This is a genomic window from Cupriavidus alkaliphilus (genome assembly GCF_014191175.1).
GTDB classification, from domain to species: domain Bacteria; phylum Pseudomonadota; class Gammaproteobacteria; order Burkholderiales; family Burkholderiaceae; genus Cupriavidus; species Cupriavidus alkaliphilus.
In genome coordinates, this window is sequence record NZ_JACHWE010000003.1 from 280,805 (window position 1) to 299,125 (window position 18,321).

Here is an 18,321-nt window from a genome sequence, read left to right on the forward strand (position 1 = left end):
TGCCGTATTCACTTGCCAGCGCGCTTGCGCGGCCGCCTTACATGCCGACGTAGTTCGGGCCGCCGCCGCCCTCCGGGGTCACCCACACAATGTTCTGGGTCGGGTCCTTGATGTCGCAGGTCTTGCAGTGCACGCAGTTCTGCGCGTTGATCTGCAGGCGTTCCTTGCCCGAGGTCTCGTCCTGCACGAACTCATACACGCCCGCCGGGCAGTAGCGCGACTCGGGGCCGGCGTACTTGTCCAGGTTGATGTCGACCGGCACGCTGGCGTCCTTCAGCGTCAGGTGCGCCGGCTGGTTTTCTTCATGGTTGGTGTTGCTGATGAAGACCGAGCTGAGGCGGTCGAAGGTCAGCTTGCCGTCCGGCTTCGGATACTCGATCTTCTGGCATTCGGCGGCCGGCTTCAGGTAGACGTGGTCCGGCTTCTCGCGATGCAGGGTCCAGGGCGGGTTGCGCACGCCCAGCTTGGGCAGCAACCATTGCTCGATGCCGGTCATCAGCGTGGCGGTGGTGCGGCCCTTCTTGAACCACTGCTTGAAGTTCTTGGCCTGCAGCAGCTCCTTGTACAGCCAGCTCTGCTCGAACGCGGCCGGGTAGGCGCTCAGTTCGTCGTGCTGGCGGCCGGCCTGCAGCGCGTCGTAGGCGGCCTCGGCGGCGAGCATGCCGGTCTTGATCGCGGCGTGGCTGCCCTTGATGCGCGAGGCGTTCAGGTAGCCAGCATCGCAGCCGACCAGCGCGCCGCCCGGGAACACGGTCTTGGGCAGCGACAGCAGGCCGCCGGCGGTAATGGCGCGCGCGCCGTACGACAGGCGCTTGCCGCCTTCGAAGTACTGGCGGATTTCCGGATGGGTCTTGAAGCGCTGGAATTCCTCGAACGGCGACAGCCACGGGTTGGTGTAGTCCAGGCCGACCACGAAGCCGACCGCGACCTTGTTGTCTTCCATGTGGTACAGGAACGAGCCGCCGTAGGTGGCCGGGTCCAGCGGCCAGCCGGCGGTGTGCACCACCAGGCCGGGCTTGTGCTTGGCCGGATCGATTTCCCACAGTTCCTTCAGGCCGATGCCGTAGCTCTGCGGGTCCTTGCCGGCATCCAGGCCGAACTTGTCGATCAGCTGCTTGCCCAGGTGGCCGCGCGCGCCTTCGGCGAAGATGGTGTACTTGGCATGCAGCTCCATGCCGAGCTGGAAGTTGTCGGTCGGCTCGCCTTCCTTGTTGATGCCCATGTTGCCGGTGGCCACGCCCTTGACCGAGCCGTCTTCGTTGTACAGCACCTCGGCGGCCGGGAAGCCGGGGAAGATCTCGACGCCGAGCGCCTCGGCCTGCTGGCCCAGCCAGCGCACGAAGTTCGACAGGCTGACGATGTAGTTGCCTTCGTTGTGGAAGCACTCGGGCAGCAGCGCCGGCGGCGTGCCTTTGGAGCCGGTCTCGTTCAGGAACAGGAACTTGTCCTCGGTCACGGCCTGGTTCAGCGGCGCGCCCAGCTCCTTCCAGTTCGGGATCAGCTCATTCAGGGCGCGCGGGTCCATGATGGCGCCCGACAGGATGTGCGCGCCGGGCTCGGAGCCCTTTTCCAGCACGCACACGTTGACGTCGGCGCCTTTCTCCTGCGCGAGTTGCTTCAGGCGGATGGCCGTGGCCAGGCCGGCGGGGCCGCCGCCGACGATGACCACATCGTATTCCATGGCTTCGCGCGGGCCGAACTGCTCCAGGAGCTGTTGCTGATCCATTTGTCTCTAACCCTCTGTTTCTTTGCTGCTAGCTGGCAATTGTGGGAAATGCGGTGATCGTTTTGCTGAGAACCCGGCCCGGGCGAGGCGCGGGGGCCGCCAGGGGAGCCGCGCGGGCCCGGCGGTGAATCGGCGCCGATTCGCGATCGGACGGCGATCGAACGGCGACGGAACAACGCTGGAACGGCGTCCGAAGGCGGCCGGATCGCGCGTTTTCCCTCTTTCCCTTTGCGGGCCAAGTTCTTAGAATCTCCGGCATTGTCCGGGACTCGCCACCCACAGGCAAGGATTTTTTTGGAACGGTCGTTCTTTTTTTTGATATGCTGCCTTCTGCTCCTGATGAGGCCAGAGGGGCTCCCGCACAAGAGGTAATCATGGGTTTGTCGATCAATCTGGAAGGCAAGGTGGCGCTGGTGACCGGCGCGTCCAGCGGGCTGGGCTCGCGTTTCGCCACGGTGCTCGCTGCCGCCGGGGCCAAGGTGGTGCTGGCCTCGCGCCGCACCGAGCGGCTCAAGGAACTGCGCGCCGCGATCGAGGCCGAGGGCGGCAGCGCGCACGTGGTGCGCCTGGACGTGACCGACCCCGACAGCATCCGCGCCGCGGTGGCGCACGCCGAGACCGAAGCCGGCGCCATCGATATCCTGGTCAACAACTCCGGCGTGTCGACCACGCAGAAGCTGACCGAGGTGGCCCCGGAAGACTTCGATTTCGTCTTCGACACCAATACCCGCGGGGCGTTTTTCGTCGCGCAGGAAGTCGCCAAGCGCATGATCGCGCGCGCCAAGGGCGCCGAGCGCAACGGCAGCCCGCTGCCGCAGGCGCGCATCGTCAATATCGCGTCGGTGGCGGGGCTGAAGGTGCTGTCGCAGATCGGCGTGTATTGCATGAGCAAGGCGGCGGTGGTGCACATGACCAAGGCCATGGCGCTGGAATGGGCGCGCCATGGCATCAATTCCAACGCCATCTGCCCCGGCTATATCGACACCGATATCAACCACCACCATTGGGATTCCGACGCCGGGCAGAAGCTGATCCAGATGCTGCCGCGCAAGCGCCTGGGCAAGCCGGAAGACCTCGACGGCCTGTTGCTGCTGCTGGCATCGGACCAGTCGCAGTTCATCAACGGCGCCGTCATCACCGCCGACGACGGCATGGTCTGAGCGCCCGCGCGCTGACACCGGGGGCGCAAGTCCCCCGCATCCCGCTCACGCGCCAAAAGCGCCGCGGGATGCCCGAGCGGCAGCCCAGGGCTTATCCGGTCCCCTTGGGCGCGCCGTCGTCAGTACGCGTCAAACTTCAGAAATTTCGTGCGTGGCAGGCCAGTCTTGGCATAATCCGCCATGTCTGCAGATTAAGTCTTTACATACAAAGCGAGAACGCCGCGGTGGCCGCATGGCCCGAGCGGCCCTGGACCGGAGGCCGGGGAGATGGAGCAACAAACAGAGGCACGGCGCAACGCCGTGCCGCAACACGTCGTCGATTCCGCGGTGATCCCGCGGGCCGCCGACGAAGCGCAGGACGCTGAATTCCGGGTATCGCCCCGCATCGAGGACTGGATTGGCGTGATCGTGATGGTGCTGCTGGTCGGCATCACCTTCGCCAACGTGGTGGTCCGCTATTTCACCGACGAGTCGTTCGCCTGGACCGAGGAATTCTCGGTCTTCCTGATGATCGTGCTGGCCCTGGTCGCCGGCAGCGCCGCGGTGGCGCGCGACCGCAATATCCGCATCGAATTCTTCTTCGAACGCGGCAGCGCCGCGCGCCAGCGGCGCCTGGCGATCCTGTCGGCGCTGGCGGTGGCGGTGATGTTTATCGCTCTGGCGGTGCTGGGGGCGCGCATTACGTGGGATGAGTACACCTTCGGCGAGACCTCGCCCGGCATCGGCGTGCCGAGCTGGTGGTACTCGATCTGGCTGCCGGTGCTGTCGGCCGGCATCGCGCTGCGCGCGCTGGCCCTGATGGTGCGCAACGTGCGCGCGCTCAAGGCGCTGCATCAACAGAGCCAGTCGGCGACGGAGCGTGCGCCATGACGCTGGTTGCCATCATCCTGTTCGTGGTCTTTATCGGCCTGATGCTGCTCGGGGTGCCGATCGGCGTGTCGCTGGGGCTGGGCGGCCTGGTTGCGATCGGCCTGTCCAATCTCGATACGCAGATGTTCGGCCTGCTGGCGGTGCCGCAGAACTTCTACGCGGGCCTGGCCAAGTACCCGCTGCTGGCGATCCCGATGTTCGTGCTGGTGGGCTCGATCTTCGATCGCTCCGGCGTGGCGCAGCGGCTGGTGACCTTTGCCATCGCCGTGGTCGGCCGTGGCCCTGGCATGCTGCCGCTGGTGGCGATCCTGGTGGCGATGTTCCTCGGCGGCATTTCCGGTTCGGGCCCGGCCAACGCGGCCGCGGTCGGCGGCGTGATGATCGCGGCGATGTCGCGCGCGGGCTATCCCGGCTCGTACAGCGCGGCGGTGGTCGGCGCGGCGGCCGCGACCGACATCCTGATCCCGCCGTCGGTGGCATTCATCATCTACAGCGTGCTGGTGCCCGGTGCATCGGTGCCGGCGCTGTTCGCGGCCGGCATGATCCCGGGCGTGCTCGCGGGCATCGCGCTGATCGTGCCGGCGGTGTGGCTGGCGCGCAAGCACAATATGGGCGCCGCCGAAGCCGCGCTGCCGCGTCCGCCGTTCTGGAAAAGCCTGCGCGAGGCCGCTTGGGGCCTGGTGGCGCCGTTCCTGATCCTGGGCGGCATGCGCGCCGGCTGGTTCACGCCGACCGAAGCCGCCGTGGTGGCGGTGGTCTATGGCCTGTTCGTCGGCATGGTGGTGTACCGCAGCATCGGCATGCGCGACCTGTTCACGATCTTCCAGGAAGCGGCCGAGACCTCGGCGGTGATCCTGCTGGTGGTGGCGCTGGCCGGCATCTTTGCCTATGCGCTGTCGACGCTGGGCGTGATCGACCCGCTGGCGCAGGCGATCGCCACCTCCGGGCTGGGCGAATACGGCGTGCTGGCGCTGATCGTGCTGCTGCTGATGACGGTGGGCATGTTCCTCGACGGCATTTCGATCTTCCTGATCTTCGTGCCGCTGCTGCTGCCGATCGCCAATGCCTTCCAGTGGAACCCGGTGTGGTTCGGCGTGGTGCTGACGCTGAAGGTGGCGCTGGGCCAGTTCACGCCGCCGCTGGCCGTGAACCTGATGGTGTCGTGCCGGATCGCCCGCGTGCGCATGGAAGAAACCGTGCCCTGGGTGATCTGGATGCTGCTGGCGATGTTTATCGCCATGCTGATGGTGCTGGCCTATCCGCCGCTGGCGACGTGGCTGCCGGAGTACCTCGGCTATTGACCGCTGTCGATGCCGTGTTTGCATTCACCAACAAGAACCTGACGCTTTTCCCCTGAGGAGATGAAATGAAACGTCGTGCCCTGATGCTTGCAACGGCCGCCGCCCTGGCCGCTTCCGCCTTCGCCCCCGCCGGTGCTATGGCCCAGACCTACAAGTCCGAGTACAAGATGTCGCTGGTGCTCGGCCCGGCCTTCCCGTGGGGCAAGGGCGGCGAGATCTGGGCCGACCTGGTCAGGCAGCGCACCAGCGGCCGCATCAACATCAAGCTGTACCCGGGCACCTCGCTGGTGGCCGGCGACCAGACCCGCGAGTTCTCGGCGATCCGCCAGGGCGTGATCGACATGGCGGTGGGCTCGACCATCAACTGGTCGCCGCAGGTCAAGGAACTGAACCTGTTCTCGCTGCCGTTCCTGATGCCCGATTACAAGGCGCTGGACGCGCTGACGCAGGGCGAGGTCGGCAAGTCGATCTTCGCCACGCTGGAGAAGGCTGGCGTGGTGCCGCTGGCGTGGGGCGAGAACGGCTTCCGCGAGGTGTCGAACTCCAAGCGCGAGATCCGCAAGCCGGAAGACCTCAAGGGCCTGAAGCTGCGCGTGGTGGGCTCGCCGCTGTACATCGAGACCTTCAACGCGCTGGGCGCCAACCCGACCCAGATGAGCTGGGCCGACGCGCAGCCGGCGATGGCCTCGGGCGCGGTCGACGGCCAGGAGAATCCGCAGTCGGTGTTCGCCGCCGCCAAGCTGTACACGGTCGGCCAGAAGTACGTCACCACCTGGGGCTACGTCGCCGATCCGCTGATCTTCGTGGTCAACAAGCAGATCTGGGAAAGCTGGACCCCGGCCGACCGCGAGATCGTCAAGCAGGCCGCCATCGATGCCGGCAAGCAGGAAATCGCGCTGGCCCGCAAGGGCCTGGCCGAGGCCGGCACGCCCGCGTGGAAGGACATGGAGGCCCACGGCGTCAAGGTCACGCACCTGACCCCGGCCGAGCATGACGCCTTCCGCAAGGCTACCGCCAAGGTCTACGACAAGTGGAAGAAGCAGATCGGCACCGACCTGGTGACCAAGGCCGAAGGCGCGATCGCCAAGCGCTAAGTCATGAAGCAGGCCCGCCAGTATTGGCGGGCCTGTTGCTTTGGAGGCTGAGATGAAGCACGTCTATACGGTGGTGATGCCGATCCGGTGGGGCGACATGGATGCGATGGGCCATGTCAACAACACCGTCTATTTCCAGTACCTGGAGCAGGCGCGCATCGAATGGTTCGCGTCGCTGGGCCGCGGCGGCAAGGATGCGAACGGGCTGGGGCCGGTCATCATCAATGCGCATATGACTTTCCTGAAGCAGTTGCGCTATCCGGGCGAGATCGAATGCCGGGTCTATGCCGGGCAGCTGGGACGGACCAGTTTCGAGACGCGCATGGAGATCCGGCGCACCGATCTGCCCGACGTAGTGTGGGCAGAGGGTGGGGCCAAGGTGGTGTGGTGCGATTATGCGGCGGAGAAATCGGTGCCGGTGCCGGCGGAGATTCGGGCGATCATCGAAGGGTGATCGTTTTCGGCGTCAGTGGGCCACCAGCCGCTGCACCAGATCCACCGACGTACTCGCCCCATACTTCTTCATCAGCCGCGCCCGATAGATGTCGACCGTGCGCGGGCTGATCGCCAGCAGCTTGCCGATCTGCTTGCTGGTCTTGCCTTCCACCAGTTGCGCCGCGATCTCGCGTTCGCGCGCGGTCAGTTCGGCGGTGACCTGGCGTTTCTGCGACAAGTCCTCGAAGGTCCAGATCCCTGCGCCGAGCGGCTGCGCCCGGTCCAGCGCGCGACCGGTGACGTGGCACCAGAACAGTTCCCCGCCGGCGCGCTTCATGATGCGTTCGTCCGAATACATGCCGCGCTTGCCCATGATCGGCGCGATGCGCGCGCCGGTGCGCTCGAATTCGTCGGCGGTGGGGTAGAGCACCTGGAACGACTGGCCCAGCAGGGCCTCGCGCGTGGTGCCGAAGATGCGGCAGACCTCTTCGTTGCAGTCCTCGATCACGCGCTCGCGTGACAGCACCAGGCCCACGGGGGCGAGCTGGAAGGCGGTCTGGTAGTCGATGGCGGGCATCTGCTTATGTATTTTTACGTAATGGCGTAGCCGGCTGTGCTTGCGTATGCTGTCGGTCGGACGCGTTACGGCGACGGCCGACCGCCCGTTGCCGATTGTACCGTTACAATTTCCCTGCGTCGCCCGCCGCACTACCCGCCGGCGGGGAGATCGACAGGGACTACCGAGGAAGGAGCGAAGCATGAACAAGGTCTACGCCAGCGCCGCAGAAGCGCTTGCAGGCGTCGTCCGCGACGGCCAGACGATCGCCGTGGGCGGTTTCGGCCTGTGCGGCATCCCCGAGGCGCTGATCGGCGCGCTGCGCGACAGCGGCGCCAAGCAGCTGACCTGCATCTCCAACAACGCCGGCGTCGACGGCTTCGGCCTGGGCCTGTTGCTGGCCACGCGCCAGATCAAGAAGATGATCTCGTCCTACGTGGGCGAGAACAAGGAGTTCGAGCGCCAGTACCTGGCCGGCGAACTGGAACTGGAATTCACCCCGCAGGGCACGCTGGCCGAAAAGCTGCGCGCCGGCGGCTCGGGCATCCCGGCCTTCTTCACCAAGACCGGTGTCGGCACCATCGTCGCCGAAGGCAAGGAAATCCGTGAATTCGACGGCGAAAAGTACGTGATGGAACGTTCGCTGACCGCCGACGTGGCGCTGGTCAAGGCCTGGAAGGCCGACAAGGCCGGCAACCTGGTGTTCCGCCGCACCGCGCGCAACTTCAACCCGATGTGCGCGATGGCGGGCAAGGTCACCGTGGCCGAGGTCGAGCAGATCGTCGAGACCGGCGAACTCGATCCCGACGAGATCCACCTGGCCGGCATCTTCGTGCAGCGCCTGGTGCTCAACGCCAACCCCGAGAAACGCATCGAGCAGCGCACCGTGCGCGCGGCCAGCTAAGGAGACCCATCATGGCATGGACACGTGACGAAATGGCCGCGCGCGCCGCGGCCGAGCTGCAGGACGGTTTCTACGTCAACCTGGGCATCGGGCTGCCGACGCTGGTGGCCAACTGGGTGCCCGAAGGCATGGAAGTCTGGCTGCAATCCGAGAACGGCCTGCTCGGCATCGGCCCGTTCCCGACCGAGGCCGAGGTCGACGCCGACATGATCAATGCCGGCAAGCAGACCGTGACCACGCTGCCGGGCTCGTCGATCTTCTCGTCGGCCGACTCGTTCGCGATGATCCGCGGCGGCCACATCAACCTGGCCATCCTGGGCGCGATGCAGGTCAGCGAGAAGGGCGACCTCGCCAACTGGATGATCCCCGGCAAGATGGTCAAGGGCATGGGCGGCGCGATGGACCTGGTCGCCGGCGTCGGCCGCGTGGTGGTGCTGATGGAACACACCGCCAAGAAGAAGGACGGTACCGAGGACATCAAGATCCTGAAGCAGTGCAACCTGCCGCTGACCGGCGTGGGCGTGGTCAATCGCATCATCACTGACCTGGGTGTGATGGACGTGACTGCCGACGGCCTGAAGCTGGTCGAAACCGCACCGGGCGTCAGCCGCGAGGAAATCCAGGCCAAGACCGGGGCGCCGCTGCTGTAAGCAAACCTTCGGCATTGCCTGACGGGCCCTGTGGCGCATTGCGCCACAGGGCTTTTTTCATTTGGTGCCCGGGAGCTGGCTACGCAGATCGGCCGTGCGGGCTAGCTCTATCGGCGAATGGCCCGTCCCCGCACAAGTCACTATGCTGGCCGCTTCCCAGCAGGCGTGGTCCTGTCAACACAAGTCCTGACGGAAGGAGCGCGATGCCGGCTTCCCCCACCCGATCCCTGCCCCTGGTGTACGCCTGCTCCGGCTGCTCCAGCGTGGCGCAACTGGCCAATGCCTGCGCGGTGCGGCTGGACCGCGGCGGCCGCGCGGAAATGTCGTGCATCAGCGGCGTGGGCGGTGACGTGCCGGCGCTGACGCGGGTGGCGCGATCGGGCCGGCCGATCCTGGCGCTGGACGGTTGCCCGCTGGCTTGCGTGCAGGCCTGCCTGGCCAACGCGGGCGTGGTGCCGGACCAGCACCTGGTGCTGAACCGGCTGGGCGCGGTCAAGCGCCAGCATGGGGAATGCACCGAGGGCGAGACCGAGGCGGTGTGGCGGGAAGTCGAGGCGGCGCTGGAGCGCCTCGCACAGGGGTAGGGCATTGCCGGATGCGCCGCGGCGCATCCGGAGCCGCGACACCTCAGGCCGCCGGCTTGTTGTGGCGGCTGAACACCGAGGCCGCGCCGTCGGCCTTGACCAGCAGCACGTCGAAGGGATCCTTGCGCGGACCCTGTTCCATGCCCGGCGAGCCGACCGGCATGCCCGGCACTGCCAGCCCGACCGCCTTGGGTTTGGCGGCCAGCAGCTTGCGGATATCGGCGGCGGGCACGTGACCCTCGATCGCATAGCCGGCGATATGGCCGGTATGGCAGGAGCCGAAGCGCTCGGGCATGCCGAAGCGCTTGCGGTACTCGCCGGTATCCTCGACGTCATGCACCGTCACGGTGAAGCCGTTGGCGCGCAGGTGCTTGACCCATTCCTCGCAGCAGCCGCACAGCGGACTCTTGTAGACGTCGATGGCCAGCGGCTTCGCCTGCGCGAAGGCATCGGCCGCCGGGCCCAGCACACCCGCGGCGAGCGTGCCGAGCGCGAGTGCGCCCAGGGTGCCGAGAAAACGTCGTCGTTGCATCATTGCTTGTTGCTCCTTGCTGTGGTGCGCCGATGTGGCACCTTACTGCGCCACCCAGCCGCCATCCATGTTCCAGATCGCGCCGCGCACCTGGCGGGCCGCCTCGGACGACAGGAACACGGCCAGCGCGCCCAGTTCGTCGGGCGTGACGAACTGGCCCGACGGCTGCTTCTCCAGCACCAGCTCGCGCTTGGCCTGCTCGACCGGGATGCCTTCCTTCTGCGCGCGGGCTTCGACCTGCTTCTGCACCAGCGGCGTCAGCACCCAGCCCGGGCAGATCGCGTTGGCGGTGACGCCGGTCTGCGCGGTTTCCAGCGCGGTCACCTTGGTGAAGCCGACGATGCCATGCTTGGCCGCCACATAGGCGGATTTCTGCGCCGAGGCCACCAGCCCGTGGGTGGAGGCGACGTTGATGATGCGCCCCCAGTTCTTCTGCTTCATGCCGGGCAGCGCCAGGCGCGTGGTGTGGAAGGCCGAGGTCAGGTTGATGGCGATGATCGCGTCCCAGCGCTCGGGCGGGAAATCCTCGATGGTGGCGACGTGCTGGATGCCGGCGTTGTTGACCAGGATGTCGGCGCCGCCGAAATCCGACTGCGCGTAGCGCATCATGTCTTCGATCTCGGCCGCCTTGCTCATGTCGGCGCCGTGGTAGCCGACGCGGATGCCCTGGCCCGCCTGCGCGATCTCGTTCTTTGCGGCGTCGGCGTCACCAAAGCCGTTGACGATGATGTTGGCGCCCTGCGCCGCCAGCGCCTTTGCGATGCCGAGCCCGATGCCGCTGGTCGAGCCAGTTACCAGTGCGGTCTTGCCGTTGAGCATGTAAGCCTCCGTCGAGAGAAAGGGGATGCCACGGCAGGACAGCCGCCGGATTGGCAGCGCGCGCCGTGGCGTGCGCGGCCGCGCGCGGGGCGCGGACACTGTGCTGTGGCATTGTACCCGCTGCGGCGTACAATCCAGCTTTGCTCAACTTCCGGCGGCGGCGTCTCCTGGCGCTGTGCGGGCCGGTTTGCCAGGGAGTCCAGATGTCTGCCAGTCCGCGTCTCGGTTTCGTCCAGTGCATCAGTCCGGCGGGCCTGCACCGCATGGCCTACCACGAGTGGGGCGATCCCGCCAATCCGCGCGTGCTGGTGTGCGCGCATGGCCTGACGCGCACCGGGCGCGACTTCGATGCCGTGGCCCGCGTACTGTGCGGCGACTACCGCGTGGTGTGCCCGGACGTGGTCGGCCGCGGCCGTTCCGAATGGCTGGCCGATGCCAGCGGCTACGTGGTGCCGCAGTATGTCTGCGACATGGTCACGCTGATTGCACGGCTCAATGTGGAGAGGGTGGACTGGTTCGGCACCTCGATGGGCGGACTGATCGGCATGGGCCTGGCCGGGCTGCCCAAGTCGCCGGTGCGCAAGCTGCTGCTCAATGACGTCGGTCCCCGCATCGCGCCCTCGGCGGTCGAGCGTATCGGCGCCTACCTCGGCCTGCCGGTGCGCTTCAAGACCTTCGAGGAAGGGCTGGCGTACCTGCAGACCATCAGCGCCTCGTTCGGCCGGCACAGCGCCGAGCAGTGGCGCGAGCTCAACGCCGCGATCCTGAAACCGGTGCAGGGCGCAGATGGCCTGGAATGGGGCTTGCATTACGATCCGCAGCTGGCGCTGCCGTTCCGCAAGTCCACGCCCGAGGCCATCGCCGCCGGCGAAGCCGCGCTGTGGCGCAGCTTCGAAGCCATCGAGGCGCCGGTGCTGGTGGTGCGCGGCGCGCAGTCCGACCTGCTGCTGCGCGAGACCGTGGCCGAGATGGTGGCGCGCGGCAAGCATGTGAGCTCGGTGGAAGTGCCCGACGTGGGCCACGCCCCGACCTTTGTCGATCCGGCGCAGATCGCGATCGTGCGCCAGTTCTTTACCGGCGCCTGAGCGCGCCCGCTGCCGGCCTGCTTACCGGCCTGATGTGATCCGGCTGTTTTTATTGAGTTACGCATTGCCATGAGTCTTACTGAACTGAAGCGCGCCCACGTGGGCAAGCGCCTGTCCGAATACGCGGTCTACAACGGCGTGGTGTATCTGGCCGGCCAGGTGCCCGAGGTCGATCCCAAGGCCGATATCCGCGGCCAGACGCGCGAGGTGCTGGGCCATATCGACCGCCTGCTGGCCGAGGCCGGCAGCGACAAGACCCGCATCCTGTCGTGCCAGATCTTCCTGACCAACATCGATCTGATCGGCGAGATGAACGAGGTCTGGGATGCCTGGGTGCCGCAAGGCAACACGCCGCCGCGCGCCACCGTCGAAGCCCGCCTGGCCAATCCCGATTACCTGATCGAAGTGGTGGTGACCGCTGCGCTCAACTGATGCAGGCGCTGTGACATGGTGACGTCGACCGACCTGGCTGGCCGGGTCGCGGGCATTCCGGATACCGAGCTGGTCGAGCGCGCGCTGGCGTACGTGCGCGAGCACGGCGCCGGCGTTGCGCTGCCCACCGGCGAGACCGTGCAGTCGCACGCGGAGGGGATGCTGCGCATCCTCGACGGCCTGCGCGTGGACGATTCCGCGCGCGCGGCCGCGTGCCTGTTCGGCCTGGCGGCATTCGTGCCCGAGACCGACGCCGAGATCGAGCCGCGCTTCGGCGAGGAAGTGGCGCGGCTGGTCAATGGCGTGCGGCAGCTGCTGCGCATCGGCGCCATCGCCGGCAATCGCCCTGAGGTGGAGTCGGCCGCGCCGTCGAAGAACGAAGCCCAGGCGCGCCACGAGCAGGTCGAGGCGCTGCGCAAGATGCTGCTGGCCTTCGCGCAGGATATCCGCGTGGTGCTGGTGCGGCTGGCGTCGCGCCTGCAGACGCTGCGCTGGCTGGCCGAGACCAAGCAGGCGCCGCTGCCCGGCGTGGCGCGCGAAACGCTCGACATCTACGCGCCGCTGGCCAACCGCCTGGGCATCTGGCAGATGAAGTGGGAGCTGGAAGACCTGGCCTTCCGCTTCGAGCAGCCCGATACCTACAAGCGCATCGCCCGCCTGCTGGATGAAAAGCGCATCGAGCGCGAAGGCTATATCGCCGGCGCGATCGCGCGGCTGCAGTCCGAGCTGACCGCCGCGGGCATCCGCGCCGAGGTGAGCGGCCGGCCCAAGCACATCTACAGCATCTGGAAGAAGATGCGCGGCAAGGAGCTGGATTTTGCCGACCTGTACGATGTGCGCGCGTTCCGCGTGATCGTCGACGATATCAAGGACTGCTATACGGTGCTCGGCATCGTCCACCATATCTGGCAGCCGATCCCGCGCGAGTTCGACGACTACATTTCACGGCCCAAGGCCAACGGCTACAAGTCGCTGCACACGGTGGTGATCGGCGACGACGGGCGCGCCTTCGAGGTGCAGATCCGCACCCACGAGATGCACCACTTCGCCGAATACGGCGTGGCCGCGCACTGGCGCTACAAGGAGGCGGGCAGCCGCGGCTATGCCGGGCAGTTCTCCGCCAGCGAGCGCTACGACGAAAAGATCGCCTGGCTGCGCCAGCTGCTGGCGTGGAAGGACGATGCCGACCACAGCGTGGCGCACGACGAATCGTGGGAGCAGATCAAGCACGCCGCGATCGACGACCACATCTACGTGCTGACGCCGCAGGCGCGCGTGGTGGCGCTGCCGCAGGGCGCGACCGCGGTGGATTTCGCCTACTACCTGCATAGCGACCTCGGCCACCGCTGCCGCGGTGCGCGCGTGGACGGCACCATGGTGCCGCTGAACACGCCGCTCAAGAACGGCCAGACCGTCGAAATCATCGTGGTCAAGCAGGGCGGGCCGTCGCGCGACTGGCTCAATGCCGATCTCGGCTACCTGGCCAGCAGCCGCGCCCGCGCCAAGGTGCGCGCGTGGTTCAACGCGATGGACTCGCAGGAAACCATTGCGCAAGGCCGCGCGCTGATCGACAAGACCCTGCAGCGCGAAGGCAAGACCGCGGTCAAGCTGGAAGACCTGGCGACGCGGCTGGGCTTCAAGACCCCCGACGAGTTGTTCGCCGCGGTGGCCAAGGACGAGTTCAGCCTGCGCCATGTGGAGCACGCGCTGCGCCACCCCGAGGGCGAAGTCCAGGCGCCGCTGAGCGAGGAAGACGCCGTTACCAAGAAGAGCCGCGCCACCAGCGTGGCGCGCGGCGCCAAGAGCGGCGTGCTGGTGGTGGGCGTCGATTCGCTGATGACGCAGATGTCGCGCTGCTGCAAGCCGGCGCCGCCGGACGAGATCGTCGGCTTTGTCACGCGCGGGCGCGGGGTGTCGATCCATCGCCGCAACTGCCATACCTTCCAGCAGCTGTCGGCGCGCGCGCCCGAGCGCGTGATCCAGACCGAGTGGGGCAAGAAGAGCCACGCCGCGGTCTATCCGGTCGACATCCAGGTCGAGGCGATCGACCGGCAGGGCCTGCTGCGCGACATCTCCGAAGTGCTGTCGCGTGAGAAGATCAACGTCACCGGGGTCAAGACGCTGTCGAGCAAGGGCGTGGCGCGCATGCAGTTCACCGCCGAGGTGTCCGAGGCGACGCAACTGCAGCGCGCACTGCTGATGATCGAAGAGGTCCAGGGGGTGTTGCAGGCGAAAAGAAAGTGATGCTATACTTGCGGCTTCGCTAGGCTCGTAGCTCAGCTGGTTAGAGCACCACCTTGACATGGTGGGGGTCGTTGGTTCGAGTCCAATCGAGCCTACCAACGAATTGCAGTAAAGCAGTAACAAGAAGTGCGGCAAGTCCGATTCAACCCCATACGGAACGGAAGGGCATCATGGTTATGACACCGCGAACTACTACCGCTGGCAAGCGACAGTAGTCGAGGTGCGCCTTCGACCCGGTTGGATCGGGTTTGACAAAGAGAAACGCGGCCTTGGCCGCGTTTTTTTTTTCGTCCGTCGCTTGCCAGCGCCCTGATAAGCTGCCGCCTTCCCGTGCGGCAGGGCGGGGCAGCCAAGAACCAATCGCCGGCGCGCAGGCATGCGGGCCGGCGCCACAAGATGCAGTTTGATCCGCCCGGGCAAAGGCGCAAGGCGCCGCCGGCGGAACCTGGAGAGTCGAAATGATCGCAATCACGCTGCCGGACGGGTCCCGCCGCGAGTTTCCCGGCCCGGTGACGGTTGCCGAAGTGGCGCAGAGCATCGGCGCCGGCCTGGCCAAGGCCGCGCTGGCCGGCAAGGTGGATGGCCAGCTGGTCGACACCAGCTACAGGATCGAGCGCGATGCGGAACTGGCCATCGTCACGGACAAGGATGCCGACGGCGTCGATGTGATCCGCCACTCCACGGCGCACTTGCTGGCCTACGCCGTCAAGGAGCTGTATCCGGAGGCGCAGGTGACGATCGGCCCTGTGATCGAGAACGGCTTCTACTACGACTTCGCCTACAAGCGCCCCTTCACGCCGGAAGACCTCGCCGCCATCGAGAAGAAGATGGCGGAACTGGCGCGCAAGGACGAAAAGGTCACGCGCGAAGTGTGGAACCGCGACGAAGCGGTGGCGCTGTTCGAATCGATGGGCGAGAAGTACAAGGCCGAGATCATCGGCTCGATCCCGGCCGACCAGGAAATCGGCCTGTATCGCGAAGGCAATTTCGTCGACCTGTGCCGCGGGCCGCACGTGCCGTCGACGGGCAAGCTCAAGGTCTTCAAGCTGATGAAGGTGGCCGGCGCCTACTGGCGCGGCGATGCCAACAACGAGATGCTCCAGCGCATCTACGGCACGGCATGGGCCAGGAAGGAAGACCAGGAAGCCTACCTGCACATGCTGGAGGAGGCCGAGAAGCGCGACCACCGCAAGCTGGGCAAGACGCTGGACCTGTTCCACCTGCAGGAAGAGGCGCCCGGCATGGTGTTCTGGCACCCCAAGGGCTGGCAGGTGTGGCAGGCCGTCGAGCAGTACATGCGCGGCCGCCTGACGGACGCCGGCTACGACGAGGTGCGCACGCCGCAGGTGATGGATCGTTCGCTGTGGGAGAAGTCGGGCCACTGGCAGAACTACAAAGAGAACATGTTCGTCACGGAATCGGAAAAGCGCGACTACGCGATCAAGCCGATGAACTGCCCGGGCCATGTTCAGATCTTCAACCACGGGCTGCGCTCGTACCGCGACCTGCCGCTGCGCCTGGCGGAGTTCGGCGCCTGCCATCGCAACGAGCCGTCCGGCGCGCTGCACGGGCTGATGCGCGTGCGCGGCTTTGTGCAGGACGATGCGCATATCTTCTGCACGGAAGAGCAGATCGTGGCCGAGGCCAAGGCCTTCAACGAACTGGCTTTTTCCGTTTATGACGACTTCGGCTTCAAGGATGTGAAGGTCAAGCTGTCGCTGCGCCCGGACCAGCGCGCCGGCTCGGACGAGATCTGGGACCACGCCGAAGAAGGCCTGCGCCTGGCGCTGCGCGCCTGCGGCGTGGACTGGGAAGAGCTGCCGGGCGAGGGCGCCTTCTATGGCCCGAAGGTCGAGTATCACATCAAGGACGCCATCGGCCGCTCGTGGCAGTGCGGCACGCTGCAGCTGGACCTGGTGCTGCCCGAGCGCCTGGGTGCCGAGTACGTCTCCGAGGACAACTCGCGCAAGCGCCCGGTGATGCTTCATCGCGCCATCCTGGGCTCGTTCGAGCGCTTCCTGGGGATCCTGCTGGAAAACCATGCCGGCGCGCTGCCGGCCTGGCTGGCCCCGGACCAGGTAGTGGTGATGAATATTGCGGATTCGCAGGCAGAGTACGCCGAAAGCGTCGTGCAATTGCTGCAAAAACAAGGGTTTAGGGCCAAGGCCGATTTGCGTAACGAGAAAATTACGTATAAAATCCGCGAGCATTCGCTTCAAAAGGTCCCCTACCTGCTGGTAGTGGGCGACAAGGAGCGGGATGCCAATCAAGTGGCCGTGCGTGCCCGTGGCAACGTGGATCTGGGTGTGATGCCCGTCTCCGCGTTTGTTGAGCGTCTGCAACACGACGTCGCCAGCAAAGCCTGAGGGTGGTGAGCACGGCTTGTTTTTTTGTCTTCTTGAGGTAACGCAACATCGCTACGGACAAAGGTCATCGCATCAACCGGGAAATCAGCGCGCCTGAATTGCGCCTGGTAGGGGTTGATAACGAGCAGCTCGGCATCGTCAAGTTCATGGACGCTCTGCGGCTGGCTGAGGACAAGGACTTGGACCTGGTGGAGATCGCCCCCAACGCGACTCCGCCCGTCGCCCGGATCATGGATTACGGGAAGTTCAAGTACGAGGAAGCCAAGCGCGCCCACGAGGCCAAGCTGAAGCAGAAGATCATCCAGGTCAAGGAAGTCAAGTTCCGGCCGGGTACGGATGATGGCGACTACAACGTCAAGCTGCGCAACCTGAAGCGCTTCCTGGAAGATGGCGACAAGACCAAGATCACGCTGCGGTTCCGTGGTCGCGAGATGGCCCACCAGGAAATCGGCGCGCGCATGCTCGAACGCCTGAAGGCGGACCTGGAAGAGATCGGCCAGGTCGAGCAGATGCCGAAGATGGAAGGGCGCCAGATGGTGATGGTGCTCGCCCCCAAGAAGAAGAAGTAATTCCTGCGCGGTGCGGCGGCCGGGATGCCAGTCATCCCGGCGTTGCTTCGTGCGGAAGTCGCGCGGGGTCCGCCAGGGCCATCGTGCAACAACAAGTGGATGCGGGTCTTGCAAGCGTCGGCGTCAGTCGTCCACCTGCATGCATGTCATATGAGCTGGAGTTTTTCATGCCGAAGATGAAGACGAAGAAAAGCGCCTCCAAGCGCTTTACTGCCCGTCCGAACGGTTCGTTCAAGCGTGGCCAGGCCTTCAAGCGTCACATCCTGACCAAGAAGACCACCAAGAACAAGCGTCAACTGCGCGGTACTCAGGACGTCCATGAGACGAACCTGAAGTCGGTGCGCGCGATGATGCCTTACGCATAACCCCTGACGACAACGAAAGGAGAATTACATGCCTCGAGTAAAGCGTGGGGTCACTGCACGGGCCCGTCACAAGAAGGTTATCGACGCTGCCAAGGGTTACCGCGGCCGTCGCAATAATGTCTATCGCATCGCCAAGCAGGCGGTCATGCGTGCTGGCCAGTACGCGTACCGCGATCGCCGCAACAAGAAGCGCGTGTTCCGCGCGCTGTGGATTGCGCGTATCAATGCCGCGACGCGTGAGCATGGCATGACCTACAGCGTGTTCATGAACGGTCTGAAGAAGGCCTCGATCGAACTGGACCGCAAGGTGCTGTCGGACATGGCTATTCACGACAAGCCTGCCTTTGCCGCCATCGTCAACCAGGTGAAAGCCACCGTTGCCTGATGCCGGCTCCGGTCGCGCGCAAGCGCTGCCGGGCAAGCACCGACCGCAAGGTCGACCGCTGACCGCAAGGTCTGCTGAAACGGGGCTCCTCACCGAGCCCCGTTTTTATTTGCGGTTCCGGATGCCGTTTTGCGATTGTCGATGAAACCGCATCCGGAAACGCATACCGCACGAAGTGCCAACCCACGTCGGGCCGGCCTTGTCGCATGACAGGGTTCCACCGACGCCAGAACACTCCACGACC

19 protein-coding genes and 1 tRNA gene are annotated in these 18,321 nt (G+C 65.8%); 16 read left to right on the top strand and 4 right to left on the bottom strand.

The window, feature by feature from the left end:
* Positions 1–37: 37 nt before the first annotated feature.
* On the bottom strand, positions 38–1,726 hold the full coding sequence (locus FHX60_RS12775) for an electron transfer flavoprotein-ubiquinone oxidoreductase (RefSeq protein WP_112775414.1): 1,689 nt from the start codon (positions 1,724–1,726) through the stop codon (positions 38–40).
* A 374-nt stretch (positions 1,727–2,100) separates the two neighbouring features.
* On the opposite strand from FHX60_RS12775, the gene FHX60_RS12780 reads away from it, so the two are divergent.
* The 5 genes from FHX60_RS12780 to FHX60_RS12800 all read left to right on the top strand — a co-directional run bounded on the left by FHX60_RS12780 (position 2,101) and on the right by FHX60_RS12800 (position 6,605).
* Positions 2,101–2,886, top strand: a complete 786-nt coding sequence (locus FHX60_RS12780; RefSeq protein ID WP_018006823.1) for an SDR family oxidoreductase — start codon at positions 2,101–2,103, stop codon at positions 2,884–2,886.
* Between the two features lie 267 nt (positions 2,887–3,153).
* Entirely contained in the window at positions 3,154–3,756 is a 603-nt protein-coding gene (locus FHX60_RS12785) for a TRAP transporter small permease (RefSeq protein WP_116308968.1), read from the top strand.
* The gene (locus FHX60_RS12790) at positions 3,753–5,057 is read left to right on the top strand and encodes a TRAP transporter large permease (protein ID WP_174549297.1); all 1,305 of its coding nucleotides are present in this window, start codon (positions 3,753–3,755) and stop codon (positions 5,055–5,057) included. Before FHX60_RS12785 ends, FHX60_RS12790 begins: the two co-directional genes overlap by 4 nt.
* Before the next feature lie 65 nt (positions 5,058–5,122).
* Complete coding sequence (locus tag FHX60_RS12795; RefSeq protein WP_183283567.1) at positions 5,123–6,151, top strand: DctP family TRAP transporter solute-binding subunit; 1,029 nt, start codon at positions 5,123–5,125, stop codon at positions 6,149–6,151.
* A gap of 52 nt (positions 6,152–6,203) precedes the next feature.
* Entirely contained in the window at positions 6,204–6,605 is a 402-nt protein-coding gene (locus tag FHX60_RS12800; RefSeq protein WP_183283568.1) for an acyl-CoA thioesterase, read from the top strand.
* Positions 6,606–6,617: 12 nt separating this feature from the next.
* Here the strand turns inward: FHX60_RS12800 and FHX60_RS12805 are convergent, their stop codons facing one another.
* Positions 6,618–7,163 carry a PAS and helix-turn-helix domain-containing protein gene (locus FHX60_RS12805; RefSeq protein WP_092313615.1) on the bottom strand — a complete coding sequence of 182 codons (546 nt, stop codon included), beginning with the start codon at positions 7,161–7,163 and terminating at the stop codon, positions 6,618–6,620.
* A gap of 181 nt (positions 7,164–7,344) precedes the next feature.
* On the opposite strand from FHX60_RS12805, the gene FHX60_RS12810 reads away from it, so the two are divergent.
* The 3 genes from FHX60_RS12810 to FHX60_RS12820 all read left to right on the top strand — a co-directional run bounded on the left by FHX60_RS12810 (position 7,345) and on the right by FHX60_RS12820 (position 9,280).
* Positions 7,345–8,046: a CoA transferase subunit A gene (locus FHX60_RS12810; RefSeq protein WP_012352543.1), complete on the top strand. Its 702-nt coding sequence runs from the start codon at positions 7,345–7,347 to the stop codon at positions 8,044–8,046.
* A gap of 11 nt (positions 8,047–8,057) precedes the next feature.
* The gene (locus FHX60_RS12815; RefSeq protein ID WP_112775418.1) at positions 8,058–8,696 is read left to right on the top strand and encodes a CoA transferase subunit B; all 639 of its coding nucleotides are present in this window, start codon (positions 8,058–8,060) and stop codon (positions 8,694–8,696) included.
* Positions 8,697–8,899: 203 nt separating this feature from the next.
* On the top strand, positions 8,900–9,280 hold the full coding sequence (locus FHX60_RS12820) for a putative zinc-binding protein (RefSeq protein WP_183283569.1): 381 nt from the start codon (positions 8,900–8,902) through the stop codon (positions 9,278–9,280).
* A gap of 43 nt (positions 9,281–9,323) precedes the next feature.
* Here the strand turns inward: FHX60_RS12820 and FHX60_RS12825 are convergent, their stop codons facing one another.
* Both FHX60_RS12825 and FHX60_RS12830 read right to left on the bottom strand, forming a co-directional pair.
* On the bottom strand, positions 9,324–9,815 hold the full coding sequence (locus tag FHX60_RS12825) for a DUF411 domain-containing protein (protein WP_183283570.1): 492 nt from the start codon (positions 9,813–9,815) through the stop codon (positions 9,324–9,326).
* Positions 9,816–9,854: 39 nt separating this feature from the next.
* The gene (locus FHX60_RS12830; RefSeq protein ID WP_112775421.1) at positions 9,855–10,631 is read right to left on the bottom strand and encodes a 3-hydroxybutyrate dehydrogenase; all 777 of its coding nucleotides are present in this window, start codon (positions 10,629–10,631) and stop codon (positions 9,855–9,857) included.
* A gap of 203 nt (positions 10,632–10,834) precedes the next feature.
* On the opposite strand from FHX60_RS12830, the gene phaZc reads away from it, so the two are divergent.
* The 8 genes from phaZc (at position 10,835) to rplT (ending at position 18,077) form a co-directional block, all read left to right on the top strand.
* The gene (gene phaZc / locus FHX60_RS12835; RefSeq protein WP_183283571.1) at positions 10,835–11,716 is read left to right on the top strand and encodes a 3-hydroxybutyrate-oligomer hydrolase PhaZc; all 882 of its coding nucleotides are present in this window, start codon (positions 10,835–10,837) and stop codon (positions 11,714–11,716) included.
* 69 nt (positions 11,717–11,785) lie between these two features.
* Complete coding sequence (locus FHX60_RS12840) at positions 11,786–12,148, top strand: RidA family protein (RefSeq protein WP_092313594.1); 363 nt, start codon at positions 11,786–11,788, stop codon at positions 12,146–12,148.
* A gap of 15 nt (positions 12,149–12,163) precedes the next feature.
* Complete coding sequence (locus tag FHX60_RS12845; RefSeq protein WP_092313591.1) at positions 12,164–14,392, top strand: RelA/SpoT family protein; 2,229 nt, start codon at positions 12,164–12,166, stop codon at positions 14,390–14,392.
* Between the two features lie 21 nt (positions 14,393–14,413).
* A tRNA-Val gene (locus FHX60_RS12850) sits at positions 14,414–14,490 on the top strand.
* 360 nt (positions 14,491–14,850) lie between these two features.
* Positions 14,851–16,758, top strand: a complete 1,908-nt coding sequence (thrS, locus tag FHX60_RS12855; RefSeq protein WP_183283572.1) for a threonine--tRNA ligase — start codon at positions 14,851–14,853, stop codon at positions 16,756–16,758.
* A gap of 47 nt (positions 16,759–16,805) precedes the next feature.
* Entirely contained in the window at positions 16,806–17,327 is a 522-nt protein-coding gene (gene infC, locus FHX60_RS12860; RefSeq protein WP_081479471.1) for a translation initiation factor IF-3, read from the top strand.
* Positions 17,328–17,494: 167 nt separating this feature from the next.
* Complete coding sequence (rpmI, locus tag FHX60_RS12865) at positions 17,495–17,692, top strand: 50S ribosomal protein L35 (RefSeq protein ID WP_006575466.1); 198 nt, start codon at positions 17,495–17,497, stop codon at positions 17,690–17,692.
* A 28-nt stretch (positions 17,693–17,720) separates the two neighbouring features.
* Positions 17,721–18,077, top strand: coding sequence for a 50S ribosomal protein L20 (gene rplT / locus FHX60_RS12870; RefSeq protein WP_008650487.1), 357 nt, complete (start codon positions 17,721–17,723; stop codon positions 18,075–18,077).
* Positions 18,078–18,321 lie beyond the last annotated feature (244 nt).